The sequence below is a fragment of the Pseudomonas sp. S11P7 genome (assembly GCF_023195435.1).
Lineage (GTDB): Bacteria > Pseudomonadota > Gammaproteobacteria > Pseudomonadales > Pseudomonadaceae > Aquipseudomonas > Aquipseudomonas fluorescens_G.
This window is the reverse complement of record NZ_JALPKS020000002.1, coordinates 1,152,183-1,178,789: the sequence shown is the minus strand read 5'-3', so window position 1 is coordinate 1,178,789 and position 26,607 is coordinate 1,152,183. Positions and strand designations below refer to the sequence as shown.

Here is a 26,607-nt window from a genome sequence, read left to right as displayed (position 1 = left end):
CATCGAGAGGTTATCAGCTGACCTGATAACCTCCGCTGCCAAAACAAGGCTTCAAGGCACTGACAGCACGCTGCAGTGACCTCACTTCCCAAGAATCCTCGATAGGTGGAAATGCATCTATCGAGGATTTTTCATTCTGGGCTACCACAGTGTTTCGGTAGCAACCCATTCATCCTGGAAACGCATCAGATCTTTCCTCGGCCGGGCACGCAGGCGCGAGCCCATCATTGAACTGATGAGGTCGCATCCATTTTTATCGATAAATGAAGAGAGGGAGATAGCGCTTTCAGAGTATTAGGCAACTGACACATCCCAAGGCTTGATAGACGTTGCCTCGCACCTGACAGACAGGCTATCACTCATGCGAGAGACGCCTCGTTGAACCTTACTTTTTCGCAGCGGTGATAGTGCTATCAGCACACTGTATAGGCTGCCACATTGCTGCATTGATCCAGCAAACACAGAAGAATAAAAACTTGTCACGCGCCCGGCGCCGACACTTCAAGGCACTCATTGAAAGCGATAGAAGTTGCAGCCTGCCCAACACCCGCCATTGCAAAACAAAGGGGTGCACATCCAAACCAACCAGCGATGCGATGAGTTTGACTTGAGAGAACCACCATCCGTTGTTAATGCTTTTGTACCGCGAAACAAGCGACTTTATTCCGGTGTTAGCGCCGACCTGATTCCTCTCATGCTGGCGATAACGCAACGTTGAGCGAGAGTCGATAAACCATTTATATCCCCCACTGCGCGCAAAGGCATAGACATACCAATCGTGCAGCGACACAGATTGAAGCCTCTCCCAAGTCTGAAGCATTAATGCCTTCAACGGGTCGGCGACTTTGCGGCTCATCAGATACGTACAGCCGGGACCAGCGGCCTCAAATAGATAATCCCACTCCACCTGAGACTGCGCCTTGTCCAACAGAAGCGTTTTGCCACTAGGCCAAAATGCAGTGACATTACTCGAATACGCATCAACGCCATGGCTCTGCAGCATCCGGACAGAATGTTCGAGCTTGTCCGTATCCCAGATATCATCCTGATCAGAAAACGCTATGTAGTCATAGCCTACAAAATTGACGTCACGAATCAGGCGGAAAAAGTTGCGAGCAGCGCCTCCGAACACCTCGGAGACAGGCAGAAGAACTATGTCGGAGTACTTCGCAGCACTCGCGGCGCACCACTGCTCGGTACCATCAGTGGATGGATCGACACTGATGTAAATCGTCACATCCACCGCCGTCTGGCGGCGAATTGACTCAATCTGTTCTTCTAGCCAGTGCACACCGTTGTAGGCCGCCAGCAAAACAGCGATTCGAGGTTTTACCGGCGTATGGTTTTGGCGAGCACTCACGAAACATCCTTTGCATCAAATCGCCATTTTCAGCGATTAGTTGGCTCCAAGAGTTTCTGCAAGTACTGGCCATAACCAGTCTTCTTCAGCGCATCGGCTTGGGCACCGAGTTGCTCAGCAGTGATCCAGCCGTTGTGGTATGCGATCTCTTCCAGGCAAGCCACCTTGAGGCCCTGACGCTGTTCGATGGTGTGTACGAAGTGACTGGCCTCAAGCAGCGAATCGTGCGTGCCTGTATCGAGCCAGGCAAATCCACGACCGAGCATTTCAACACTCAGCGTCTTTCTTTCAAGGTACGCACGGTTGACGTCAGTAATTTCCAGCTCACCACGCTCAGATGGCTTGACGCCCTTCGCGATCTCGACGACATCGTTATCGTAGAAGTACAGCCCGGTCACGGCGTAATTGGATTTTGGCTTGAGCGGTTTTTCTTCAATACTCAGAGCACGGCCCGTTTCGTCGAATTCGACAACACCGAAACGCTCTGGATCAGACACGTGATAACCGAAGACCGTAGCGCCTGTCTGCTGAGTGCTCGCGGAACGCAAATTGTCCGAGAAGTGCTGACCGTAGAAGATATTGTCACCAAGAATCAGGCAGCAAGGATCTTTGCCAATGAACTCTTCACCGATGATGAATGCCTGGGCCAGACCGTCGGGACTAGGTTGTTCTGCATAGGTCAGCTTGATCCCGTAAACGCTGCCATCACCTAGCAATTTGCGAAAACAAGGCAAATCTTCCGGAGTGGAGATGATCAGGATTTCGCGCATCCCCGCCAGCATCAACACGGACAGCGGATAGAAGATCATCGGTTTGTCGTAGATCGGCAGCATCTGCTTGGAGACGCCAAGGGTCAGCGGGTGCAGGCGTGTACCCGAACCACCAGCGAGGATGATGCCTTTACGATTTGTCGTGGTCATTTGTTCAGAACTTCCCTAAGCATTCGGTTCACACCACTTTGCCAATCCGGCAAGTGTAGATAAAATTTGGCACGTAACTTCTGGGTATCAAGACGTGAGTTCAGGGGCCGTTGCGCAGGAGTCGGGTAAGCAGTCGTGTCGATTGGATTGACGGCCGTTACTGCAAGTTTTTCCCCATTGGCCTGAGCGAATGCAATGACATGAGCCGCATACCCATGCCAAGACACTTCGCCGCTGGCCGCCAAGTGATAAACACCTGAAAGCTCCGGCTGCTGCAACGCCTGGCGAATGGCCAAAGCGCTTACATCCGCTATCAGATCAGCCCCTGTCGGAGCTCCGATCTGGTCCGCGATAACATTCAGCGTTTCCCGGTCCTTTGCCAGCCGCAACATCGTCTTGGCGAAGTTGTTGCCGCGCGCTGCGTAGACCCAACTGGTCCGGAAGATCAGATGCTTGCAGCCCGACGCAATGATCGCCTGCTCGCCTGCCAGCTTACTCGCACCGTACTGATTCACCGGGCCGACAGCATCCGTCTCCAGCCATGGAACGGAACCAGTACCATTGAAGACATAATCGGTTGAATAGTGAATCAGCCATGCATTCAGAGCCGCCGCCTCATCAGCCAGAACCTGAATCGCTTTGGCATTCACAGCGAAGGCCAGCTCAGTTTCTGACTCCGCCCTGTCGACTGCGGTGTAGGCAGCAGCATTGACGATGACATCGGGCTTGACCCGCTGGATTGTTGATCGCACGGCAGCCAGATCAGACAGATCACCACACAGCCCATCGACTGATTGGCGATCCAGCGCAATTAGCTGACCAAGCGGCTCGAGAGAGCGCTGCAGCTCCCAACCTACCTGTCCGTTCTTACCCAGCAGAAGGATCTTCATGCTTTGTTCGAGCGATCCGCATAGTTCTGATCAATCCACTGCTGGTAGCTGCCGCTCTTCACGTGCTCAACCCACTCAGTGTTATTCAGATACCACTCAACAGTCTTGCGAATACCAGTCTCGAAAGTCTCTTGCGGAGTCCAGCCCAGTTCACGTTGAATCTTGCTCGCGTCGATCGCATAACGCACATCATGCCCGGGACGATCCTGAACATAAGTGATCAGGCTCGCATGCGGACGGTGTGCCGAATCCGGACGCAATTCATCGAGCAACGCACACAGGGTATGCACTACTTCGATGTTCTGTTTTTCGTTATGACCGCCAATGTTGTAAGTCTCGCCAATGACGCCTTCGGTGACGACTTTGTACAACGCGCGCGCGTGATCTTCGACATACAGCCAATCGCGAACCTGATTGCCCTTGCCGTACACCGGCAGCGGTTTGCCTTCCAGCGCATTGAGAATGATCAGTGGGATCAACTTCTCTGGGAAATGGCAGGGGCCGTAGTTGTTCGAGCAGTTGGTCACCAGGGTTGGCAGACCGTAAGTGCGGGCCCAGGCGCGAACCAGATGGTCGGAGCTGGCTTTGCTGGCCGAATATGGCGAGCTTGGCTGGTAAGGCGTGGTTTCGGTGAAGAGGTCTTCCGGACCTTCGAGGTCTCCGTAAACTTCGTCAGTCGAAATGTGGTGGAAGCGGAAGTTGGCTTTGCGGGTGTCGTCCAGAGCAGCCCAGTAGTGCCGCGCGGCTTCGAGCAGCGTGTAGGTGCCGATTATGTTGGTCTGGATGAACTCGGACGGGCCGGAGATCGAGCGATCGACGTGGGATTCTGCGGCCAGGTGCATGATTGCATCGGGTTGGTGTTCACGCAGGACGCGGTCGATCTGGTCACGATCGCAGATGTCGACACGCTCGAAGGCGTAACGCGAATTCTGGCTGACTTCTGCCAGGGACTCCAGATTACCGGCGTATGTCAGCTTGTCGACGTTGACCACCGCATCGGAAGTATTGGAGATGATGTGACGGATAACTGCCGAGCCAATGAAGCCGGCGCCGCCGGTAACTAGAATTTTCACGCGAAACGATACCCTTGAGCTGCGGACAGCGCTGCCAGCGAGCGCGGTCTAATCCATGAATGCAGAGGCCAATTTCAGTTGGCATCCGTCAGAGTCAGTCTGAATCGACCTGCAATACGGCACGATCGAACAAGGGACGCATTTTACAGCTTAATGATGGTTTTACTAATGGATAAAGACAGGCTGAGGCGCAAATTCGACAGATGCCGTGCGCCTGTCGTTTTCAGACCAATCGCTTGCGTGCAGCTCTGGACGAACGTCCCAGAAACCAGCCCAGTACAGGGCCGATTAGCATGCCGATCAGCAGCGCCAACACGGCCACCACCGACACCGGCAGTTGGGGGCCAGAAAAACCCAGAAACAAAAGCGAAACCGATTGCTGATTCTCCAGCACAAACGCCAGCACGATCAGAACCATCAGCAGAAGAAAAACGCCAAGCAGTATGCGTTTAAGATTACGCATTCACGCCCCCTCGAATTTGTATAGCGACGATCAAGCGCCCTCCTCCTCTTCCTCGTTCACGCGGTCACGCAATTCCTTGCCCGGCTTGAAGTGCGGAACGAATTTACCGTCCAGGCTGACCGACTGACCGGTCTTCGGATTACGGCCCACGCGAGGCGCGCGGTAGTGTAGGGAGAAGCTGCCAAATCCACGGATCTCGATACGATCACCGGTGGCGAGGCATTGGGACATTTGTTCAAGCATGGTCTTGATGGCCAGCTCCACATCCTTGGATGAGAGTAGCCCTTGATGGGTGACAATTCGTTCGATCAACTCCGACTTCGTCATATTTTTCCCTTCTTTTTCAAGCAGCTAGATCAGCGCTTGAAAGGTTTTAGCATGCCCGGAAGAATTTGAACAGCCCAGGGATTGACATATCTTTCCTAGCGTCGAAATGCCCATTTTCAGGGCATCCGATCGACCATCTGGATCGCTGCGTTATCAACGACAGATCACCAGCATGGTCCGCGTCAGATAGCCCGCCGGGTTGAAGCCAAACGGATATTCATCCTCCTCCTTGGCATCATCGGACCTTGTGACAACCTTGTAGCCGGCGCCCTTGCACTCCTTCGCCGCGCGCTTCTGGCACTTCTCCCAACCGGAACCCAAGCCGGAGCAGTCGACTTCGATACCGCTGACGCCGCGCACTGCATGAGTCTTTGCACTAGTGGTACACCCGACTAGCGTCAGCACTGCTATCAATACGATAAACTTGTTCATCCACTTCCTTATGCCAGGCCATGCCCGACGACTACACGCTTAAGGCCAAGCTTAGTCGTGAATAGGCGCTTGATCCGATTAAAGAAACAGACCCGCGGGCGACGGCGTTGGTTTCATGCACGAACGTACAAAGAGCAAATTGCAGGCACAAAAAGGGCGACCGAAGTCGCCCTTTTTCATGATCAAGCAGAACTTAGTTCTGTTTGGCCATTGCTTGACGCAGCAGTGCCGCCATAGTGGTATCGGCAGGAGCAGCAGCTTCACCTTCTTTCAGGCTCTGGATAGCTTCTTTCTCTTCAGCATCGTCTTTCGACTTGATCGAGAGCTGGATTACGCGGCTCTTGCGATCAACGCTGATGATCTTGGCTTCAACTTCCTGGCCTTCTTTCAGAACGTTGCGCGCGTCTTCAACGCGGTCACGACTGATTTCGGAGGCTTTCAGGGTAGCTTCGATGTCGTCGGCCAGAACGATGATGGCGCCTTTGGCGTCAACTTCTTTCACGGTACCGGTCACGATAGCGCCCTTGTCGTTAACCGAGACGTACTCGGAGAACGGATCGCTTTCCAGTTGCTTGATGCCCAGGGAGATGCGCTCGCGCTCCGGGTCAACCGACAGGATGACGGTGTCCAGCTCGTCGCCCTTCTTGAAACGACGTACGGCTTCTTCGCCCACTTCGTTCCAGGAGATGTCGGACAGGTGAACCAGACCGTCGATGCCGCCGTCCAGACCAATGAAGATACCGAAATCGGTGATCGACTTGATGGTGCCGGAGATCTTGTCGCCCTTGTTGAACTGGCCAGAGAAGTCTTCCCATGGGTTCGACTTGCACTGCTTGATGCCCAGGGAGATACGACGACGCTCTTCGTCGATGTCCAGAACCATGACTTCCACTTCGTCGCCGACTTGTACGACTTTCGAAGGGTGGATGTTCTTGTTGGTCCAGTCCATTTCCGAAACGTGTACCAGACCTTCAACGCCTTCTTCCAGCTCAGCGAAGCAGCCGTAGTCGGTCAGGTTGGTTACGCGAGCGGTAACGCGAGTGCCTTCTGGGTAACGGGCTTTGATAGCAACCCATGGATCTTCGCCCAGTTGCTTCAGGCCCAGGGAAACACGGTTGCGTTCGCGATCGTATTTCAGAACCTTGACGTCGATTTCGTCACCAACGTTGACGATCTCGGAAGGATGCTTGATGCGCTTCCAGGCCATGTCGGTGATGTGCAGCAGGCCGTCCACGCCACCCAGATCGACGAATGCGCCGTAATCGGTGAGGTTTTTGACGATACCTTTGACTTGCTGGCCTTCCTGCAGGGATTCCAGCAGAGCTTCACGCTCGGCGGAGTTCTCGGCTTCGAGGACGCTGCGACGGGAAACGACAACGTTGTTGCGCTTCTGGTCCAGCTTGATGACCTTGAATTCCAGCTCTTTGCCTTCCAGGTGCGTGGTGTCGCGCACTGGACGGACGTCAACCAGGGAACCTGGCAGGAACGCACGGATGCCGTTAACGTCGACAGTGAAGCCGCCTTTAACCTTACCGTTGATAACGCCCTTGACCACTTCCTCGGCTGCGAAGGCTGCTTCCAGAACGATCCAGCATTCAGCGCGCTTGGCTTTTTCACGGGACAGCTTGGTTTCGCCAAAGCCGTCTTCAACCGAATCCAGAGCAACGTGAACTTCATCACCAACGTTGATGTTCAGTTCGCCAGCATCGTTGTAGAACTGCTCAAGCGGGATGAGTGCTTCAGACTTCAGACCAGCGTGAACGGTTACCCAGCGAGCCTGGTAATCGATATCAACGATAACACCGGTGATGATGGAGCCTGCCTGAAGGTTCAGGGTTTTCAGGCTTTCTTCAAAGAGTTCCGCAAAGCTTTCGCTCATTTTAATTCCTGTAGATGAGGGCGAAGTAAACGCCCATCTCCACACCCCAGACGGTGTGGGTTAGTTTCATTTAAAAGAAGCACCGCAGGACTATGACTGGTCCCCTGCGACCCTCTTGGTCACCCGGCGATATCGCGAATGGCGATCTCGCTCATGATGCGTTCAAGCACCTGATCGATGGAAAGCTCCGTGGAGTCCAGCTGAATCGCGTCGGCCGCCGGCTTGAGCGGGGCTACTGCGCGCTGGGTGTCACGCTCATCGCGTGCACGGATCTCATCTAGCAGACTCGACAGACTAACACCCTCGACTTTACCCTTCAACTGCAAATATCGACGGCGCGCCCGCTCCTCGGCGCTGGCGGTCAGGAAAATCTTCAGCGGTGCATCGGGAAAAACCACCGTACCCATGTCGCGACCATCGGCCACCAGACCCGGCGCTTCCTGGAATGCACGCTGGCGTTGCAGCAGCGCCTCGCGCACGGCGGGCAGCGCAGCTACCTGCGAGGCGCCGGAACCGACGCTTTCGGTACGGATGACATCGCTGACTTCGTCACCTTCCAGAATGATCCGCTGCAACTGACCTTCGGTCGCCGCGATGAATTGCACATCCAGATGAGCGGCAAGTTGCTTGAGCAACTCTTCATTGGTCAGGTCAACGCCATGGTTGTGCGCAGCGAAAGCGAGCAAACGGTAAAGCGCACCGGAATCCAGCAGGTTCCAGCCCAGACGCTTGGCCAGAATCCCGGCGACCGTGCCTTTGCCGGAGCCGCTTGGCCCATCGATGGTGATGACCGGTGCAATGTTTTTCACGACTGAGCCTCTTGTGCCACACGAATACCGACTTGCCCGCACAGCGCGAGGAAGTTGGGGAACGACGTCGCAACGTTGGCGCAATCATGGATGCGGATCGGTGCAGTGGCGCGCAACGAGGCAACGCTGAAGGCCATGGCGATGCGGTGATCGCCGTGACCGTGCACTTCACCGCCGCCGATCTGGCCGCCGTCGATGATGATGCCGTCCGGAGTTGGCTGGCATTTTACGCCCAGCGCCAACAGGCCGTCAGCCATCACCTGAATGCGATCGGATTCCTTGACGCGCAGCTCTTCAGCGCCGGTCAGTACGGTGCGCCCTTCGGCACAGGCCGCCGCCACGAACAGCACCGGGAATTCGTCGATGGCCAACGGCACCAGCTCTTCCGGAATCTCGATGCCTTTGAGTTTCGCCGCGCGCACGCGCAGGTCAGCCACAGGCTCGCCGCCGACTTCACGCTGATTTTCCAGGGTGATGTCCGCGCCCATCAGACGCAGGATGTCGATGACACCCGTACGGGTCGGATTGATGCCGACATGTTCGAGCACCAATTCGGAACCCTCGGCAATCGATGCCGCCACCAGGAAGAACGCCGACGACGAGATGTCGCCCGGCACTTCGATATGGGTTGCGGTCAGCTTGCCACCGGATTCAACCGAGGCAGTAGCGCCGTCGACGTTCACCGGGTAACCGAAACCGCGCAGCATGCGCTCGGTGTGGTCACGGGTCGGCGCCGGTTCGGTGACGGTGGTTTTGCCCTCGGCATACAGACCGGCGAGCAACAGGCAGGATTTCACCTGAGCACTGGCCATCGGCATCGTGTAGGTCAGGCCTTTGAGCTTGTGGCCGCCGCGAATGGTCATCGGTGGACGACCTTCTGCTGCGGTTTCAATCACTGCGCCCATTTCCCGCAGTGGATTGGCCACGCGGTTCATCGGACGTTTGGACAGCGACGCGTCACCCGTCAGGGTGCTGTCGAAGTTCTGCGCCGCCAGCAGGCCGGACAGCAGACGCATCGAGGTGCCGGAGTTGCCCAGGTAGATCGGGCCCGGCGCGGGCTTCAAGCCGTGCAGGCCGACACCGTGGATGGTCACGCGGCCGTGGTGCGGGCCTTCGATGACCACGCCCATGTCGCGGAACGCCTGCAAGGTTGCCAGGGCGTCTTCGCCCTCGAGGAAACCTTCGACTTCGGTGACGCCTTCGGCCAGCGAGCCGAGCATGATCGAACGGTGGGAAATCGATTTGTCACCCGGTACGCGAATCCGACCGGACAGGCGGCCACCAGGTTGAGCCAGGAAGATCAGATCGTTGGAATTCATAGCGTCCACATAGGCCCTGCGGGCCAGGATTTTACTGAAATGCTCGCGGGCAACCCGGGCGCGCGTGAAAACGCCCAACAATTGGTGCCCATCCCCTGCATCGACCGCGTCGCGCAAGGCGTCGAGGTCGCTGCGAAATGTATCAAGTGTGCGCAGGACAGCCTCGCGATTGGCGAGAAAGATGTCGTGCCACATCACCGGGTCGCTTCCGGCGATTCTTGTGAAATCGCGAAAACCACCGGCAGCGTAACGGAAGATCTCCAGATTTTCATTGCGCTTGGCCAACGAATCGACCAGACCGAAGGCCAGCAGGTGCGGCAGATGACTGGTCGCCGCCAGCACTTCGTCGTGACGCTCGACCTGCATGTGCTCGACGTCGGCACCCAATTCGCGCCAAAGGCGATCAACCACCGCCAGCGCGGCAGGATCGGTCTGCTCAAGTGGCGTGAGGATCACTTTATGACGACGGAACAACTCGCCGTTGGACGCCTCCACCCCGCTCTGCTCGGATCCGGCAATCGGATGCCCCGGCACAAAGCGCCCCGGCATGCCGCCGAACGCCTCGGTTGCCGCACGCACGACATTGCCTTTGGCGCTGCCGACATCGGTCAGAATCGCCTGCCCCAGATCCATGCCCGCCAAACGCGCGAGCAGTTTTTCCATGGCCAGAATCGGCACCGCCAACTGAATCACATCGGCGCCCTGACACGCAGCGGCCAAGTCGTCTTCGCAGCGATCGACCACTCCCAACTCCACCGCCAGCTTGCGCGACTGCGGGTCGAGATCGACGCCGACCACTTCGCGGCACACACCGCTTTCACGCAAGCCTTTGGCAAACGAACCACCGATCAACCCCAGACCGACCACCACAAGGCGACCGATCATAGGTGCAGCAGGTTGCAACGCAGTGACATCAACCACGAGCCAGAACCTTGCGCAGCGCTTCGAGGAAGCGGCTGTTTTCCGCCGGCAGACCGATGGTCACCCGCAGGTGGTTCGGCATGCCGTAGTTGGCCACCGGGCGCACGATCACACCCTCGCGCAACAAGCCCTGAAACACCGGGGCCGCGACCTGAGCGAGGTCGACGCAGATGAAATTACCCTTGGACTCGATCCAGCTCAGGCCCAACTCACGGAAACCGGTTTGCAACTGCTGCATGCCCGCCTCGTTGAGCTGACGGCTTTGCGCCAGATATTCCTCGTCCTTCAACGCGGCACAGGCGGCCGCCAGGGCGAGGCTGTTGACGTTGAACGGCTGGCGCACACGGTTCAGCACGTCAGCCACCACCGGGGTGGACAGTGCGTAGCCGACGCGCAGCGCCGCCAGACCGTAGGCCTTGGAGAACGTGCGCGACACCAGCAGATTCGGATAAGCCGCGAGGAAATCGAGGCCGTCCGGCAAATCGCTGCCTTCGGCATATTCGATGTAAGCCTCGTCGAGCACCACCAGCACATGTTCCGGCACGTCCTGTAGAAACTCGTCCAGCGCCTCGGCGCCGAACCAGGTGCCGGTCGGGTTGTTCGGGTTGGCGATGAACACCACACGCGTATTCGCGTCGATGGCCGCGAGCATGGCGGGCAGGTCGTGCCCCCATTCCTTGGCCGGCACTACCTTGGCTTGTGCGCCGACCGCCTGAGTGGCGATCGGATACACCGCAAACGCGTGCTCACCGAACACGGCATTCAGGCCCGGCGCCAGATAGGCGCGCGCGACCAGCTCAAGAATGTCGTTGGAGCCGTTGCCCAAAGTGACCTGATTCAGCTCGACGCGGCATTGCTCGGCGAGCAGAGACTTCAGGGCGAAACCGTTACCGTCCGGATAGCGGGTCAGCTCGGCCAGCTCTTCGCGGATCGCCGCCAGCGCCTTGGGACTGGCACCCAGCGGGTTTTCATTGCTCGCCAGTTTGACGATGTTCGCCGGATCCAGATCCAGCTCGCGCGCCAGTTCGTCCACAGGCTTGCCCGGAACGTACGGCGAAAGTTGTTGCACGCCCGGCTGTGCCAGAGCGAGGAAGTTGCCACTCATTTGCTACCGCCCTTAGAGAACTGCTTTCGGGTAGGAACCCAGCACTTTGAGTGCTACCGCTTCCTGACTGATCTTCTCCAGCACACCCTTGATCAACGGATCGCGATGGTGGCCGACGAAGTCGATGAAGAACACATACGTCCATTTGCCGCTGCGCGACGGACGGGTTTCGATGCGGGTCAGATCGATGCCGTTGTCGTGGAACGGTACCAGCAGCTCGTGCAGCGCGCCGGGCTTGTTGCTCATCGACACGATGATCGACGTCTTGTCGTCGCCGGTCGGCGGCACTTCCTGGTTACCGATCATCAGGAAGCGCGTGGAGTTGTCCGGGCGATCCTCGATCTTCTCGGCCAGTCGCGTCAGACCATACAGGCCCGCCGCCATGTCGCCGGCAATCGCCGCCGAATTCCACTCGCCCTTGACCCGCTTGGCCGCTTCGGCGTTGCTCGACACCGCGACGCGCTCGACATTCGGGTAATGCGCGTCCAGCCACTTGCGGCACTGGGCCAGCGACTGCGCGTGGGAATAGATGCGGCTGATGCTGTCGGTCTTGGTGTTTTCGCCGACCAACAGGTGATGGTGGATGCGCAGCTCGACTTCGCCGCAGATCACCATGTCGTGTTCAAGGAAGCTGTCGAGGGTGTGGTTGACCGCGCCTTCGGTGGAGTTTTCCACCGGGACCACGCCAAAATTCACCGCACCGGCCGCCACTTCGCGGAACACTTCATCGATCGCCGCCATCGGTTTGCTGATCACCGCGTGGCCGAAATGCTTCATCGCTGCCGCCTGGGTGAAGGTGCCTTCCGGGCCGAGATATGCCACTTTCAGCGGCTGCTCCAGCGCCAGGCACGACGACATGATTTCGCGGAACAGTCGCGCCATCTCTTCGTTGCCCAGCGGGCCCTGATTGCGCTCCATCACCCGCTTGAGCACCTGAGCTTCGCGCTCGGGACGATAGAACACCGGCACTTCGCCTTCAGCCAGCGAGGCCATCTTCACGCGCGCAACTTCCTGGGCGCAACGCGCACGCTCACTGATCAGCTCCAGGACCTTGGTGTCCAGAGCGTCGATGCGTACGCGCAGTGCCTTGAGTTCTTGCTCGGACATCAGCCGTGTTCCTTCTCGAATTCCGCCATGTAGGCCACCAGCGCGTTGACCGCATTGATGTCGACGGCGTTATAGATGGAGGCGCGCATGCCACCCACCGAGCGGTGACCCTTGAGGTTGAGCAGACCGCGCTCGTCGGCGCCGGCGAGGAACGGCTTGTCCAGACGGTCATCGGCCAGACGGAACGGCACGTTCATCCACGAGCGATCCGACTTGTTGATCGGGTTGCTGTAGAGGCCGCTGGCGTCGATGAAGTCGTACAGGGTGCGCTGCTTGACGTCGTTCAGTCTGGCGATCGCTTCGACGCCGCCCTGCTCTTTCAGCCACTGGAACACCAGACCGGAGAGGTACCAGGCCAGGGTCGGCGGGGTGTTGTACATCGAGCCGTTATCGGCCGCGACCTTGTAGTTGAGCATGGTCGGGCACAGCGCGCGGGCCTTGCCGAGCAGGTCTTCGCGGATGATGTTGACGACGATGCCGCTCGGACCGATGTTCTTCTGCGCGCCGGCGTAGATCATGCCGAAACGCGAGATATCGACCGGACGCGAGAGGATGTCCGAAGACATGTCGGCCACCAGCGGCACGTCACCGGTTTGCGGAATCCACTGGAATTCCAGACCGCCGATGGTTTCGTTCGGCGCGTAGTGAACGTAAGCGGCGTCTTTCGACAGGTTCCACTCGTTCTGGCCGGGAATGGCGAAATAGTCGTAAGGCTTGGCGGTGGCAGCCACATTGACGTGACCGTAGCGCGAAGCTTCTTCGATGGCTTTCTGCGACCAGATACCGGTGTCGATGTAGTCGGCCGAGCCGCCTTCAGGCAGCAGATTCAACGGAATCTGCGCGAATTGCTGGCTGGCGCCGCCTTGCAGGAACAGCACTTTGTAGTTCGACGGGATATTCAGCAGGTCACGCAGATCCTGCTCGGCCTGGGTCGCGATGGACACGAACTCATCGCTGCGATGGCTCATTTCCATGACCGACAGACCCTTGCCATGCCAATCAAGGAGTTCACCCTGGGCGCGCTGCAGAACAGCTTCAGGCAACGCCGCAGGACCGGCGCAGAAGTTATAGGCTCGCTTGCTCACATCCAATCTCGCTCTGATCTGGTGGTCATTTAAATCTTTTGGTATGCAGGTGATCGTTCCCAGCGGCATTCCCACGCAGAGCGTGGGAACGATCATCGCAGTGTTGCAAAAATTCATACCGGACAAATAACAAGGGGGCGAATTTTCATCCGCCCCCCTCGTTTGTCCGCTTATTCTTGCGGCTCTTCGTCAGCTGCGGCGTCGAGTTGCTGGTCATCTGCGGCCTCGTCGATACCGACGGTGCCCTCGAATTCCTCGCCCTCTTCACCTTCGAGCTCTTCACCTTCGATTTCCGAAGGCTCCTGAACCCGCTCCAGACCGACCAGGGTTTCATCCTTGGCCAGCTTGATCAGCGTCACACCTTGAGTGTTACGGCCCAGGCTCGATACTTCGTCGACACGGGTACGCACCAGAGTGCCCTGATCGGAAATCAGCATGATTTCTTCACCGTCCTGCACCTGTACTGCGCCGACCAGACGGCCGTTACGCTCGTTGCTGACCATGGCGATAACGCCCTGACCGCCACGCTTGTACTCAGGGAACTCGGTGATCGCCGTGCGCTTGCCGTAGCCGCGCTCGGAAGCGGTGAGGATCTGACTGCCTTCTTCCGGGATCAGCATGGAAATCAGCTTCTGCCCTTCTGGCAGACGCATGCCGCGCACACCGCGAGCGGTACGGCCCATGGCGCGAACTTCGGATTCCTTGAAGCGCGTGACCTTGCCGCCGTCGGAGAACAGCATGATTTCCTGTTCGCCATCGGTAATGGCCGCAGAGATCAGGATGTCGCCTTCGTCCAGCTCCAGCGCGATCAAACCAACGCTGCGCTGACGGCTGAAGGCCACCAGCGGGGTCTTCTTCACGGTACCGTTGGCGGTCGACATGAAGATGAACGGCGCTTTCTTGCGATCGGCAGCCTTGATACGGGCACGACGCTCTTCGTCGGTTTCGTTGCTGTTTTCGATCTCTTCTACATCAGCCTCGACGCCTTCGGCTTCTTCTTCATCAGCCTGACGCTTCATGGCTTCGAGATCGACCGGCAGCATGGTGGTGATGTATTCGCCTTCGCTCAGCGGCAGCAGGTTGACCAGCGGACGACCACGGGCGGCGCGGGACGCTTCCGGGATCTCGTAGGTCTTGAGCCAGTACACCTTGCCCTTGCTGGAAAACAGCAGCAGCGTGGTGTGGCTGTTGGCAACCAGCAGGTGAGCGATGTAGTCCTCATCCTTGACACCGGTGGCCGACTTGCCTTTGCCGCCACGACGCTGCGCCTGATACGCCGCCAATGGCTGGGTCTTGGCATAGCCACCGTGGGAAATGGTCACCACGCGCTCTTCTTCCGGGATCATGTCGCCCAGGGTCAGGTCGAGACGCGCATCGAGGATTTCGGTGCGGCGCTGATCGCCGTATTCGGCGCGGATCACTTCCAGTTCTTCGCGGATCACTTCCATCAGGCGCACGGCGCTGTTGAGGATGCGGATCAGCTCGCCGATCTGGTTGAGGATCTCTTGATACTCGGCCAGCAGCTTCTCGTGTTCCAGACCGGTCAGACGGTGCAGGCGCAGTTCGAGAATGGCTTGCGCCTGTTCCGGCGACAGGAAGTATTTGCCTTCGCGCAGACCGTATTGCGGATCGAGGTTTTCCGGACGGCACGAATCGGCACCGGCGCGTTCAACCATCGCCACCACCGCCGAGGATTCCCACGGCGTGCTGACCAGCGCTTCCTTGGCTTCCGACGGCGTCGGCGAAGCCTTGATCAGGGCAATCACCGGGTCGATGTTCGACAGGGCTACTGCCTGGCCTTCGAGAATGTGACCACGCTCGCGGGCCTTGCGCAGCTCGAACACGGTACGGCGGGTGACGACTTCGCGACGGTGACGAACGAAGGCCTCGAGCAGATCCTTGAGGTTAAGGATGCGTGGGCGGCCGTCGATCAGCGCTACGATGTTGATGCCGAATACCGATTGCAGCTGGGTCTGGGCATAGAGGTTGTTGAGGATCACCTCAGGCACTTCGCCGCGACGCAGTTCGATCACGACGCGCATACCGTCCTTGTCGGACTCGTCGCGCAGTTCGGTGATGCCTTCGAGCTTCTTCTCTTTGACCAGCTCGGCGATCTTCTCGATCAGACGCGCCTTGTTCAGCTGGTAAGGGAGTTCGGTGATGACGATCTGCTGACGGCCACCGACCTTGTCGATGTCTTCGATGATCGAGCGGGCACGCATGTAAATGCGCCCGCGACCGGTGCGATAGGCTTCGATGATGCCGGCGCGACCGTTGATGATCGCCGCGGTCGGGAAGTCCGGACCGGGAATGTATTGCATCAGCTCGTCGACGGTCAGCTCGGGGTTGTCGATGAGCGCCAGGCAACCGTCGATGACTTCACCGAGGTTGTGCGGCGGGATGTTGGTCGCCATGCCCACGGCGATACCGCTGGAACCGTTGACCAGCAGGTTCGGTACGCGGGTCGGCATGACCGCCGGGATCAGTTCGGTGCCGTCGTAGTTCGGCACCCAGTCCACGGTTTCCTTGTGCAGGTCGGCCAGCAGCTCGTGCGCCAGCTTGGTCATGCGCACTTCGGTGTATCGCATGGCGGCGGCGTTGTCGCCGTCGACCGAACCGAAGTTGCCCTGGCCGTCGACCAGCAGGTAACGCAGGGAGAACGGCTGGGCCATACGAACAATGGTGTCGTACACGGCGGTGTCACCGTGCGGGTGATACTTACCGATCACGTCGCCGACGACACGGGCAGATTTCTTGTACGGCTTGTTGAAGTCGTTGCCCAGCTCGCTCATCGCGAACAGCACGCGACGGTGCACGGGCTTGAGGCCATCGCGCGCGTCCGGCAGTGCTCGGCCGACGATTACGCTCATTGCGTAGTCGAGGTAGGACTGTTTCAGCTCGTCTTCGATATTGACCGGGAGGATTTCTTTGGCCAGTTCGCCCATGAGAAGCCTGATTCCTTTTTCTGGTGAAACTTCGTCATATCCATGTGGGAGCAACGAAGCTCGTCGGGGCAGGCCGGGGGCCATGCGCCGACTTACGACAAATCAGCATTGGATCGCGGATTTGCGCAGTAAAGACAGCTCCGTGAAGCTGCCTCGGAAAACGCTGGATGTTATCACAACAGCCGCCACGCACCTATCCCCCAGATGCGCATGGAGCATAGTTAGTTGACCGGTGACAGGCTTGAGGGGGACGAGAGAGGCTCAGAGCTTCTTTGAATGTGAAATTCGGGGCAGATTTACAGTTGTTTATTGACATTCAGGCCCTCATCGCTGGCAAGCCAGCTTCCACAGGTTCAGTGCCAGGCACAAAACCTGTGGGAGCTGGCTTGCCAGCGATGGGCCCTGCTCAGACGCCACAGCCCTTCAATGCAGGCGCTTGCGGCACATCAACTGGGCCATTTTCGCGGTGTCCGGGCGTTCAACGATGCCCTTTTCGGTGACGATCGCATCGATCAGGTCCGCCGGCGTCACGTCAAACACCGGGTTGAACGCCTCAACGTCCGCGCCGACGCGCCTGCCGCCGACTTCGAGCAATTCGGCGCCGGCGCGCTCTTCGATCGGGATGTCATCACCGCTGGCCAGGCTCATGTCGATGGTCGAGCTCGGCGCCACGACCATGAAGCGCACGCCGTGGTGCATGGCGTTGACCGCCAGTTGATAGGTGCCGATCTTGTTCGCCACATCGCCATTGGCGGTGATGCGGTCGGCGCCGACGATGACCCAGGTCACGCCCTTGGTTTTCATGATGTGCGCGGCGGCGGAGTCAGCGTTCAGGGTTACCGGAATGCCTTCGTTGGCCAATTCCCACGCGGTCAGACGCGAGCCTTGCAGCCACGGACGGGTCTCATCGGCGTAAACGCGCTCGACCATGCCTTCTATATAAGCCGCGCGGATAACGCCCAGCGCCGTGCCGAAACCGCCGGTCGCCAGAGCGCCGGTGTTGCAGTGGGTGAGAATCGCCTGGGCATTGCCTTGATGCTTGCGGATCAGGTCGACGCCCAACTGGGCCATGGTCAGGTTGGCTTCGCGATCGCTCTCGTGAATGGCGATGGCTTCCGCCTCCAGCGCCACCAGTGGATCGGCGTTGCCTTTGAGGCGATCGAGGCGATCATGCATGCGCCCCAGCGCCCAGAACAGATTGACCGCGGTCGGACGGGAATCGGCCAGCAGCGCGAAGTCCTCCTCCAGCGCCGCGTACCAGTCGCCACCCTCGGCGATCCGCGCGCGAGCGGCGAGCACGATGCCATAGGCCGCGCTGATGCCGATGGCCGGTGCGCCACGCACGACCATCGAGCGAATCGCCTCCGCCACGCCGGCGGCGCTGGTGTAGGCGATCCAGGTTTCTTCGAACGGCAAAATACGCTGATCCAGCAGGTGCAGCGCGCCGTCTCGCCAATCGATGGCCTTCACTTTCTCCGCAGCCAACAGTCGATCGCGCATCCCACACCCCGCACTCATGAACAAAAGCCGCCGATTATAGCGATCCCCCCGCGAAGACGCTCGGGTATACTTCGCCATCCTTTACAAAAGCACTGGAACCGACTCCCGATGCCCAAACCTGCCATTGCGCTCGACCTGTTATTGCTGCCGACCTGGCTGGTCCCCGTCGAACCTGCTGGCGTCGTGCTCAAGGAGCACGGCCTGGGCATCCGCGACGGTTGCATCGTGTTTATCGGCCCGCGCGCCGAAGCGTTGAAGTGTAACGCCACTGAAATCCGCGAATTACCGGATGTGCTGCTCGCCCCCGGCCTGATCAATGCTCACGGTCACGCCGCGATGACACTGTTCCGCGGCCTGGCGGACGATCTGCCGCTGATGACCTGGCTGGAAAATCACATCTGGCCGGCCGAGGCCAAATGGGTCGATGAAGATTTCGTCCGTGACGGCACCGATCTGGCCATTGCCGAGCAGATCAAGGGCGGCATCAGCTGTTTTTCCGACATGTATTTCTACCCCAAGGTCGCCAGCGAGCGTGTGCACAACAGCGGCATTCGCGCACAGATCGCAATACCGATCCTCGACTTTCCGATTCCCGGCGCCAGCAGTGCCGATGAAGCGATCCGTCAGGGTGTCGAGCTGTTCGGCGATCTGAAGCATCACGAGCGCATCAAGATTACTTTCGGCCCTCACGCACCGTACACCGTCGGCGACGAGAACCTCGAGAAAATCCGCGTGATTGCCGAGGAGCTGGACGCCGCGATCCACATGCACGTCCACGAAACTGCCTTTGAGGTGCAGCAGGCCGTCGAGCAAACCGGCGAGCGGCCACTGGCGCGTCTGGGCCGCCTCGGCCTGCTCGGGCCGCGCTTCCAGGCCGTGCACATGACCCAGATCAGCGATGACGACCTCGCGCTGCTGGTAGAAAGCAACACCAGCGTGATCCACTGCCCGGAATCGAACCTCAAACTGGCCAGCGGTTTTTGCCCGGTCGAGCGTTTGTGGCAGGCTGGGGTTAACGTCGCGGTCGGCACCGACGGCGCCGCCAGCAACAACGATCTCGACCTGCTCGGCGAAACCCGCACCGCCGCATTGCTGGCCAAGGCCGTTGCCGGCTCGGCCACCGCGCTGGATGCCCATCGTGCGCTGCGCATGGCCACGCTCAACGGCGCGCGGGCACTGGGGATCGACGCGCAAGTCGGCTCGCTGGAAATCGGCAAAGCCGCCGACATCGTGGCTTTCGATCTGTCCGGCCTGGCGCAGCAACCGGTGTACGACCCGGTTTCGCAGCTTATTTACGCCACCGGTCGCGATTGCGTGAAACACCTGTGGGTCGCCGGCAAGCAATTGCTCGACGACCGGCGTCTGACGCGCATGGACGAACAGCAACTGGGCGCAACCGCGCGCCACTGGGGCCAGCGCATCAGCGGCCACACCGAATCGTAAACACCGTGGAGCAGACTCCGCGGCTACAGCCTTTTTCAAGTTTTTCGAGGAATTGAACATGAGTAACGTCGACCACGCCGAAATCGCTAAATTCGAGGCCCTGGCCCATCGCTGGTGGGACCGTGAAAGCGAATTCAAACCGCTGCACGACATCAACCCGCTGCGCGTCAACTGGATCGACGAACGGGTCAATCTGGCCGGCAAGAAAGTCCTCGACGTCGGTTGCGGCGGCGGCATCCTCAGTGAAGCCATGGCCCAGCGCGGCGCGACCGTGATGGGTATCGACATGGGCGAAGCGCCGCTGGCGGTCGCGCAACTGCATCAGCTGGAATCCGGGGTCAGTGTCGAATACCGACAGATCACCGCCGAAGCCCTGGCTGAAGAAATGCCCGAGCAGTTCGATGTGGTCACTTGCCTGGAAATGCTTGAGCACGTACCCGATCCATCCTCGGTGATCCGCGCCTGCTTCCGCATGGTCAAGCCTGGCGGCCAGGTGTTCTTCTCGACCATCAACCGCAACCCGAAGGCGTACCTGTTCGCCATCATCGGTGCCGAATACATCATGAAGCTGCTGCCGCGCGGCACCCATGACTTCAAAAATTCATTCGCCCCTCCGAACTCGGCGCGTGGAGCCGCATGGCCGGCCTGACCGTCAAGGACATCATTGGCCTGACGTACAACCCGCTGACCAAGCACTACAAGCTGGCCAGTGACGTCGACGTCAACTACATGATCCAGACCCTGCGCGAGGAATAAGTCGATGGCCATCAGAGCGGTTCTTTTTGACATGGACGGCACCCTGCTCGACACGGCGCCGGACTTCATCGCCATCTGCCAGGCCATGCGTGCCGATCGCGGCTTGCCACCGATCAACGACAAGCACATCCGCGACGAGATTTCCGGTGGTGCCAAAGCCATGGTTGCAGTGACCTTTTCGATGGACCCGGAATCACCGGGCTTCGAGGCGTTGCGCCAGGAGTTTCTTGAGCGTTATCTGGTCGGCTGCGCGGTACACAGCAAGCTGTTCGACGGCATGGCCGAGTTGCTGGCTGACATCGAAAAGGCCAACCTGATCTGGGGCGTGGTCACCAACAAGCCGGTGCGTTTCGCCGAGCCGATCATGCAACGCCTGGGGTTGGCCGAGCGTTCGGCGCTGCTGATCTGCCCCGATCATGTGAAGAACAGCAAGCCGGATCCGGAGCCGCTGATCCTTGCCTGCAACATGCTTGATCTGGATCCGTCGAGCGTTCTGTTTATTGGCGATGATCTGCGCGATATCGAGTCGGGACGCGACGCCGGCACCAAGACCGCTGCGGTGACCTACGGCTACATTCACCCGGACGACAACCCGCGGCATTGGGGCGCGGACGTGGTGGTGGACCATCCGCTGGAGTTGCGCAAGGTGCTTGATAGCGCGCTGTGCAGCTGCTGACCCGGCAGAAGCTGCCGAACGCTGCGATCTTTTAATGGATTGTGAGGTTTTTATGTTTGATTACACCGCTCGCCCCGAATTGCTCAAGGATCGGGTCATTCTGGTCACCGGTGCCGGTCGCGGCATCGGCGCAGCGGCGGCGAAAACCTACGCCGCCCATGGCGCCACGGTGCTGCTGCTGGGCAAGACCGAAGCCAATCTGACCGAGGTCTACGACGCGATCGAAGCGGCCGGCCATCCGCAACCTGCAGTAATCCCGTTCAACCTCGAAACCGCCCTGCCCCATCAATACGATGAGCTGGCGGCGATGATCGAAACCGAGTTCGGCCACCTTGACGGTCTGCTGCACAACGCCTCGATCATCGGCCCGCGCACGCCGATCGAACAATTGTCCGGCGACAATTTCATGCGAGTGATGCAGGTCAACGTCAACGCCATGTTTATGCTGACCAGCACCCTGCTGCCGCTGCTCAAACTGTCGCAGGACGCTTCGGTGGTGTTCACCTCCAGCAGCGTTGGCCGCAAGGGTCGCGCCTATTGGGGCGCGTACGGCGTGTCGAAGTTCGCCACCGAAGGCCTGATGCAGACACTGGCCGATGAGGTCGACGGTGTCGCGCCGGTGCGCTCCAACAGCATCAACCCGGGCGGCACCCGCACCAGCATGCGCGCGCAGGCCTATCCTGGGGAAAACCCGCTGAACAATCCAACGCCGGAAGAGATCATGCCGGTGTACCTGTACCTGATGGGCCCGGACAGTGCAGGCATCAATGGCCAGGCGTTCAACGCGCAGTAACCGCCATACGTCGCTTTTGTTGCCGCGGCAGATTGCTGTCGCGGCAGACCTTTGCCGCAGGCAACCGTCACAATTGAGCCAATTTCCCGGCAGCAACTCATTCGGCTTTTATTCAACCTGTTGATTTCAATCGGTTTAAATTAAAGCGAACCGATTGGCATGAGTTTCGCTCTAACGTTCCTCAAAGCATGCCGTGTGAAGGCAATGGGGCGACGCCGATTTCGATAGCTGACTTATCGTCATCCGGCAGACTAGACTTACGCCAGATGTCCTACGGGACTGATGGACCAGTATGACGCGCAGCCCATAGCCGCTCTCACCCAGCCTGTAAGACAGACTTACTGCTTAGGGGCTCACGCCATATGAAATCACCTTCCCAGACCAATGCGATTGATTTCGACAGTGCCAAATTGCAGCGCCTGGGCTTTGGTCAGGTGCCTCCCCTTCTGGAGCGTCCGGCCAGTCTGGCGCAACTGCGCCAGCAACTGAGCCTGCAACTGCAGACCAGCCTCGAACCGCAACGCATCCTCGGTCTGTTTTTCCGTGAAGTTCAGCGCCTCGTGCCGCTGGACGCCTTGGTTTATGCGCATCAGGGCAGCGATCTGCGCCTTGAGTTTGGCAGCCGCGGCCATCACTCGATCAGCTACAGTCTGAGCCACGAAGGCGAGCATCTGGGCGAAGTGGTGTTCCGCCGCAACCAGCGTTTCAACGAACTGGAACAAGGCCAACTGGAATCGCTGCTGTCGTCGTTGCTCTATCCGATGCGCAACGCCTTGCTCTATCGCGAGGCGACGCAGAGCGCACTGCGCGATCCGCTGACCGGTGCTGGCAATCGAATTGCCATGGAGCAGACCCTGCAGCGCGAGATCGACATGGCGCGGCGTCATCAACAACCGCTGTCGCTGCTGATGATCGACATCGACCACTTCAAGCGCGTCAATGACAGCCATGGCCACAGCGCCGGCGATAACGTGCTCAAAGCGATCGCAGCGACCCTGAAGGCGCAGTTGCGCAATGTCGACATGGTGTTTCGTTACGGCGGCGAAGAGTTTTTAATCCTGCTGTCCAACACCAGCCGCGAGGCCGCGGCGATGGTCGGCGAACGGCTGCGCTACGCAACGCAAACTGCCGAGTATTACGCCGATGGCCAGTTGATCGAACTGACCGTGAGCCTTGGTTGTTCGACATTGCTGCCGGGCGAGTCGGCCGACAGTCTGCTGCGCCGCGCCGACAGCGCGTTGTACGTGGCCAAGCGTGAAGGGCGTAACCGCCTGGCGATGGCGGGCTGAATCCTCCCAGCCACCCCAAAACAACTGTAGGAGTGAGCCTGCTCGCGATGCGGCGAGTCAGCCAACGCAATCATTGAATGACACACCGCTATCGCGAGCAGGCTCGCTCCTACATTTTTACCCGGGTTGGCGGCCGATCAGTTCTCGACTACCGCCCTGCGCTCGCGGTTGTGCACTACGCGCTCCGAGGTCTCAAGCTGCATGCACCGCTCCAGGAACAGGTACATGTAGTCATAGCTCTTGCAGATCGCCTGGCGCAGTTCGGCCTGCAAGGCCTTGCTCGGGTTCATCCCGGCCAGCGTGCAGATGATTTCCAGGGCTTCCCACGGATGCGCATCGTCGTACTGGGCATGCATCTTCAGCCACTTCATCGCGCGCTTGCGGTCCTCTTCCGGGAACGCGGCGGCGTAGACGCCGGTTGAACAGACGACCGCCGACCACTCCCCGGTCGCGCCTTCAATGGCGTAGTTGGTCGCAGCAATGGCAACAATCAGCGAATCGGCGGAACTGGTGTGCCAGCACCAATGACTCAACGCGTGCAATTCCGGCGGCACCTGCTGGGCCTGCAGATCTTCCAGGCTGACGCCATGGGCCCGACTCCAGTGCACCCAGTAATCGGCGTGATTGAGCTCGACGCGGATGTTGCGCATCAGCCAGCGCCGCGCCATGTCCTCGCCCGGATGGCGAGCAAACCTGGTCTTGGTGAGGTTTTGCGCCATGTACAACGCAAACTGCTCAACCACCGGCCAGCCCCCGATCAGGTACTGACGCATGGTTCTGGCGCTGAGCTTGTTATCACGCATGCGCAGGTAAAGTTCATGTTCGACAACCCGGCGCTTGCTCTCGCTGCAATCCTTGATCAGCTGTTGTGCCCAGCCAGGATAACTTGCAGCTTCCATGAGGGGTCCGGTTCGGTTGAATGTGTCGATCACTGTTCGGCTCCTTTTGAGTTGTGATTGTACGGATCGGCAGAAGACTTCAACGGAACGTGCCAGGCGCTTTGAATAACAGCGGCTGCGGTCTGGCGGGTCTACTTAGCAAACTGTCACAGGTAAACAATTGCGGGCGTTCAATGACATAACCCTGAGCGTAATCGACACCGATTTCAAGCAATGCCTGCTCTATCTGGGTTGTTTCGACAAACTCGGCAATCGTCTGCTTACCCATGACATGTCCGATGTGATTGATCACTTCGACCATCGCCCGGTTAATGGGGTCGTCCAGCATGTCCTTAACGAAACTTCCGTCGATCTTCAGGAAGTCTACAGGCAAATGTTTCAAATAAGCGAACGAAGACATTCCGGCACAAAAGTCATCCAGCGAGAAGTAGCAACCTAAGCCTTTGAGTTCATTAATAAATCGGATCGCACTGCCTAAATTTGCAATTGCACTGGTTTCGGTAATTTCAAAACAAATCATTTCAGGCGGTATGTTGTAGTTAACAAACTGTTCGCGCAGAAAGTGCAAAAACGCGTCATCTCCTATAGTAATGCCTGACAGATTAATCGCACACATTGCTAATGGACCTTGATGTTCCTGAGCAATACATTGGGCAATAACTTTAAATACGTTCTGAACTACCCAACGGTCTAGTTGAGTCATCAAACCATAACGCTCGGCGGCCGGAATGAAACTGTCAGGCAAGATCATTCGCCCGGACTCATCGTGCAGCCGCAACAGAATTTCAATGTGCCCGGCCTCGCCGGCAATCGGCTTGAGCGGGGCGATTTCCTGGGCATACAGACAGAAGCGGTTCTCCTCCAGTGCCATGTGCAAACGTTGCACCCAGGCCATCTCGCCGAAGCGCAGCGACAATTCGGAATCGTCGGCGTGATAGACCTGCACGCGATTACGGCCCTTTTCCTTGGCCATGTAGCAGGCCATATCCGCAGCGCGCAGCGAGGATTCGAGGGTGGTCGGAGTCTGCGCCACATGCACCAGGCCGATACTCACCGTGGTCAGAAAGGGCCGGCCCTTCCAGACGAAATGCAGGTTCTGCACGGTCTGACGCAGCGCCTCGGCGATCTTCTCTGCCGCTTCCGGCGCGCAGTTCTCCAACAGAATGCCGAACTCGTCACCGCCCAGCCGCGCCAGCGTGTCGCCCTCGCGCAGCCCTGATTGCAGCAGCGTACAAATGTGCCGCAACAGCTCATCGCCGGCGGCATGACCGCAGGTGTCGTTGACCAGTTTGAATTGATCAAGGTCGAGGAACATCAGCGCATGCCGCCCGGCCTGACGTGTGAGATTGTGCAGCGTCTGTTCGAGGCGGTATTCGAATTCACGGCGGTTGGCCAGCCCGGTCAACGCATCGTGAGTGGCCTGCCACGACAGATTGGCGATGTACTGGCGCTCCTGCGTCATGTCGTGCAGCACCAGCACCGTGCCGCTGACCTTGCCGGCATTGCGGATCGGCGCCCCGACCAGAGTCACCGACAAGGTGCTGCCGTCCAGGCGCTGGATCAGTTTAGAATGCTCGCTGCCACCACTGAGCTGGCCGCTGAGAATGTGCTCGATCAGCGTCAGACCTTCGGCCTGGGCGTTGTCATCGAGCAGGTTGAACAGCGCTGAAAGTGGCAGGCCCGCCGCCTGCTCGGCCTTCCAGTGGGTCATGGCCTCGGCCGCCGGGTTCATGTAATCGATGGCGCCGCTGACGTCGGTGGTGATGACGCCATCGCCGATCGAATGCAGGGTAACGTGCGCGCGGTCCTTCTCCAGTTGCAGCGCCTCGGCGAACGCATGGCGTTGCTTGAGCAATTTGTGCGTACGCCACAGCGCCAGCACAATCAGCCCCAGCGCGGTGGCCAGGTTGGTGAACAGCAGCAGGCGCATGATCATCCGCGAGCCTTCGCCCAAGGCATCGCTGAAGGCCCTGGCAGCCGGGGTCACGGCATCGTTGATATTGAAAATCCGCGTCTTCCACTGCTGGATGTCGGCATCGCTCGCCGAACCCTGCGAGATGCCGCGATGCATTTCCTGGGCGACGTCATCGAGTTGGTCCAGATACGCATCACCGACCGTCCAGCGATCGATGGCGGTTTCCAGATAACTGAAATGACGGAAGTTGAGATACAGCCAGATCAGGCTTGAGACATCATCGGGGTGGTTGCCACCCTTGAGAATGCCTTCGCGCGCCGCAGCCAGATCGGGCGGCTGGCGGTCCAGCGCCAGACGTAACTGATGCCCGCCCTGCGGCACGCCAATCGCCTCGCGATACTTGAGAAAGATCGCCTCGTCGCGGCTGTCGGCATACAGATTGAGGTAATAGATGGCGTCTTTCTGGCCCTTGGACCAGAGACTTTCCCCGGCGACGTAGCCGCGGACGGCCGAAAGCACATACAGGCTGACGCCACCCAACAACGCTTGAAACAACACAACGGCAATAAATGGCCAGACAATGCCCAACAACCGTGGCGTTCCGAGAGTCCGCTTTTGCTTCATGAGATCCCTTGCGCAAGCACTGCCAGATGAACACCGGAAAATCCCGCTCCTGACAGCTCAGCCTAGGCTAATTTTCG

21 protein-coding genes and 1 pseudogene are annotated in these 26,607 nt (G+C 58.9%); 5 read left to right on the top strand and 17 right to left on the bottom strand.

Annotation, left to right across the window (positions count from 1 at the left end; all coding sequences use genetic code 11):
• Positions 1-385: 385 nt before the first annotated feature.
• From M0746_RS05480 to mtnA, 15 genes are all read right to left on the bottom strand, one after another.
• Positions 386-1,360 carry a glycosyltransferase gene (locus tag M0746_RS05480; protein WP_258448433.1) on the bottom strand — a complete coding sequence of 325 codons (975 nt, stop codon included), beginning with the start codon at positions 1,358-1,360 and terminating at the stop codon, positions 386-388.
• A 29-nt stretch (positions 1,361-1,389) separates the two neighbouring features.
• Positions 1,390-2,280: a glucose-1-phosphate thymidylyltransferase RfbA gene (rfbA, locus tag M0746_RS05475; protein WP_258448432.1), complete on the bottom strand. Its 891-nt coding sequence runs from the start codon at positions 2,278-2,280 to the stop codon at positions 1,390-1,392.
• Entirely contained in the window at positions 2,277-3,170 is an 894-nt protein-coding gene (rfbD, locus tag M0746_RS05470; RefSeq protein WP_258448431.1) for a dTDP-4-dehydrorhamnose reductase, read from the bottom strand. The genes rfbA and rfbD overlap by 4 nt, the downstream gene beginning before the upstream one ends.
• Positions 3,167-4,243 (bottom strand): dTDP-glucose 4,6-dehydratase, encoded by a 1,077-nt coding sequence (rfbB, locus tag M0746_RS05465; protein WP_258448430.1) that lies wholly within the window; start codon positions 4,241-4,243, stop codon positions 3,167-3,169. Before rfbB ends, rfbD begins: the two co-directional genes overlap by 4 nt.
• A 223-nt stretch (positions 4,244-4,466) precedes the next feature.
• Positions 4,467-4,706 carry a lipopolysaccharide assembly protein LapA domain-containing protein gene (locus tag M0746_RS05460; RefSeq protein ID WP_073472358.1) on the bottom strand — a complete coding sequence of 80 codons (240 nt, stop codon included), beginning with the start codon at positions 4,704-4,706 and terminating at the stop codon, positions 4,467-4,469.
• A gap of 30 nt (positions 4,707-4,736) precedes the next feature.
• Positions 4,737-5,033, bottom strand: coding sequence for an integration host factor subunit beta (ihfB, locus tag M0746_RS05455; protein ID WP_007950920.1), 297 nt, complete (start codon positions 5,031-5,033; stop codon positions 4,737-4,739).
• A gap of 153 nt (positions 5,034-5,186) precedes the next feature.
• Positions 5,187-5,465 (bottom strand): hypothetical protein, encoded by a 279-nt coding sequence (locus tag M0746_RS05450; protein ID WP_258448429.1) that lies wholly within the window; start codon positions 5,463-5,465, stop codon positions 5,187-5,189.
• A 193-nt stretch (positions 5,466-5,658) separates the two neighbouring features.
• A complete protein-coding gene (rpsA, locus tag M0746_RS05445; protein WP_258448428.1) occupies positions 5,659-7,344 on the bottom strand; it encodes a 30S ribosomal protein S1 in 1,686 nt (561 codons plus the stop codon).
• A 119-nt stretch (positions 7,345-7,463) separates the two neighbouring features.
• Positions 7,464-8,153: a (d)CMP kinase gene (gene cmk, locus M0746_RS05440; RefSeq protein ID WP_203418935.1), complete on the bottom strand. Its 690-nt coding sequence runs from the start codon at positions 8,151-8,153 to the stop codon at positions 7,464-7,466.
• Positions 8,150-10,357: a bifunctional prephenate dehydrogenase/3-phosphoshikimate 1-carboxyvinyltransferase gene (locus tag M0746_RS05435; RefSeq protein ID WP_258451441.1), complete on the bottom strand. Its 2,208-nt coding sequence runs from the start codon at positions 10,355-10,357 to the stop codon at positions 8,150-8,152. The genes cmk and M0746_RS05435 overlap by 4 nt, the downstream gene beginning before the upstream one ends.
• Positions 10,358-10,385: 28 nt before the next feature.
• On the bottom strand, positions 10,386-11,498 hold the full coding sequence (hisC, locus tag M0746_RS05430) for a histidinol-phosphate transaminase (protein ID WP_258448427.1): 1,113 nt from the start codon (positions 11,496-11,498) through the stop codon (positions 10,386-10,388).
• 12 nt (positions 11,499-11,510) lie between these two features.
• Positions 11,511-12,605 (bottom strand): prephenate dehydratase, encoded by a 1,095-nt coding sequence (pheA, locus tag M0746_RS05425; RefSeq protein WP_016770924.1) that lies wholly within the window; start codon positions 12,603-12,605, stop codon positions 11,511-11,513.
• Positions 12,605-13,690 (bottom strand): 3-phosphoserine/phosphohydroxythreonine transaminase, encoded by a 1,086-nt coding sequence (serC, locus tag M0746_RS05420; RefSeq protein ID WP_208940258.1) that lies wholly within the window; start codon positions 13,688-13,690, stop codon positions 12,605-12,607. Before serC ends, pheA begins: the two co-directional genes overlap by 1 nt.
• Before the next feature lie 170 nt (positions 13,691-13,860).
• The gene (gene gyrA, locus M0746_RS05415; RefSeq protein WP_090285063.1) at positions 13,861-16,635 is read right to left on the bottom strand and encodes a DNA gyrase subunit A; all 2,775 of its coding nucleotides are present in this window, start codon (positions 16,633-16,635) and stop codon (positions 13,861-13,863) included.
• Between the two features lie 423 nt (positions 16,636-17,058).
• Complete coding sequence (gene mtnA / locus M0746_RS05410; RefSeq protein ID WP_258448426.1) at positions 17,059-18,135, bottom strand: S-methyl-5-thioribose-1-phosphate isomerase; 1,077 nt, start codon at positions 18,133-18,135, stop codon at positions 17,059-17,061.
• 108 nt (positions 18,136-18,243) lie between these two features.
• On the opposite strand from mtnA, the gene M0746_RS05405 reads away from it, so the two are divergent.
• The 5 genes and pseudogenes from M0746_RS05405 to M0746_RS05385 all read left to right on the top strand — a co-directional run bounded on the left by M0746_RS05405 (position 18,244) and on the right by M0746_RS05385 (position 23,092).
• Positions 18,244-19,578: a TRZ/ATZ family hydrolase gene (locus M0746_RS05405; protein WP_258448425.1), complete on the top strand. Its 1,335-nt coding sequence runs from the start codon at positions 18,244-18,246 to the stop codon at positions 19,576-19,578.
• Positions 19,579-19,636: 58 nt separating this feature from the next.
• A pseudogene (gene ubiG / locus M0746_RS05400) lies at positions 19,637-20,334 on the top strand (bifunctional 2-polyprenyl-6-hydroxyphenol methylase/3-demethylubiquinol 3-O-methyltransferase UbiG).
• Positions 20,335-20,338: 4 nt separating this feature from the next.
• A complete protein-coding gene (gene mupP / locus M0746_RS05395; protein ID WP_208940255.1) occupies positions 20,339-21,010 on the top strand; it encodes an N-acetylmuramic acid 6-phosphate phosphatase MupP in 672 nt (223 codons plus the stop codon).
• A gap of 52 nt (positions 21,011-21,062) precedes the next feature.
• Positions 21,063-21,803: a YciK family oxidoreductase gene (locus tag M0746_RS05390; RefSeq protein ID WP_208940254.1), complete on the top strand. Its 741-nt coding sequence runs from the start codon at positions 21,063-21,065 to the stop codon at positions 21,801-21,803.
• A 362-nt stretch (positions 21,804-22,165) separates the two neighbouring features.
• A complete protein-coding gene (locus M0746_RS05385) occupies positions 22,166-23,092 on the top strand; it encodes a GGDEF domain-containing protein (RefSeq protein ID WP_258448424.1) in 927 nt (308 codons plus the stop codon).
• 137 nt (positions 23,093-23,229) lie between these two features.
• On the opposite strand, the gene M0746_RS05380 is transcribed toward M0746_RS05385, so the two are convergent.
• On the bottom strand, positions 23,230-23,991 hold the full coding sequence (locus M0746_RS05380; protein WP_274705957.1) for a TenA family transcriptional regulator: 762 nt from the start codon (positions 23,989-23,991) through the stop codon (positions 23,230-23,232).
• Positions 23,992-24,070: 79 nt separating this feature from the next.
• Positions 24,071-26,530, bottom strand: a complete 2,460-nt coding sequence (locus M0746_RS05375; protein WP_258448422.1) for an EAL domain-containing protein — start codon at positions 26,528-26,530, stop codon at positions 24,071-24,073.
• Positions 26,531-26,607: the final 77 nt, after the last annotated feature.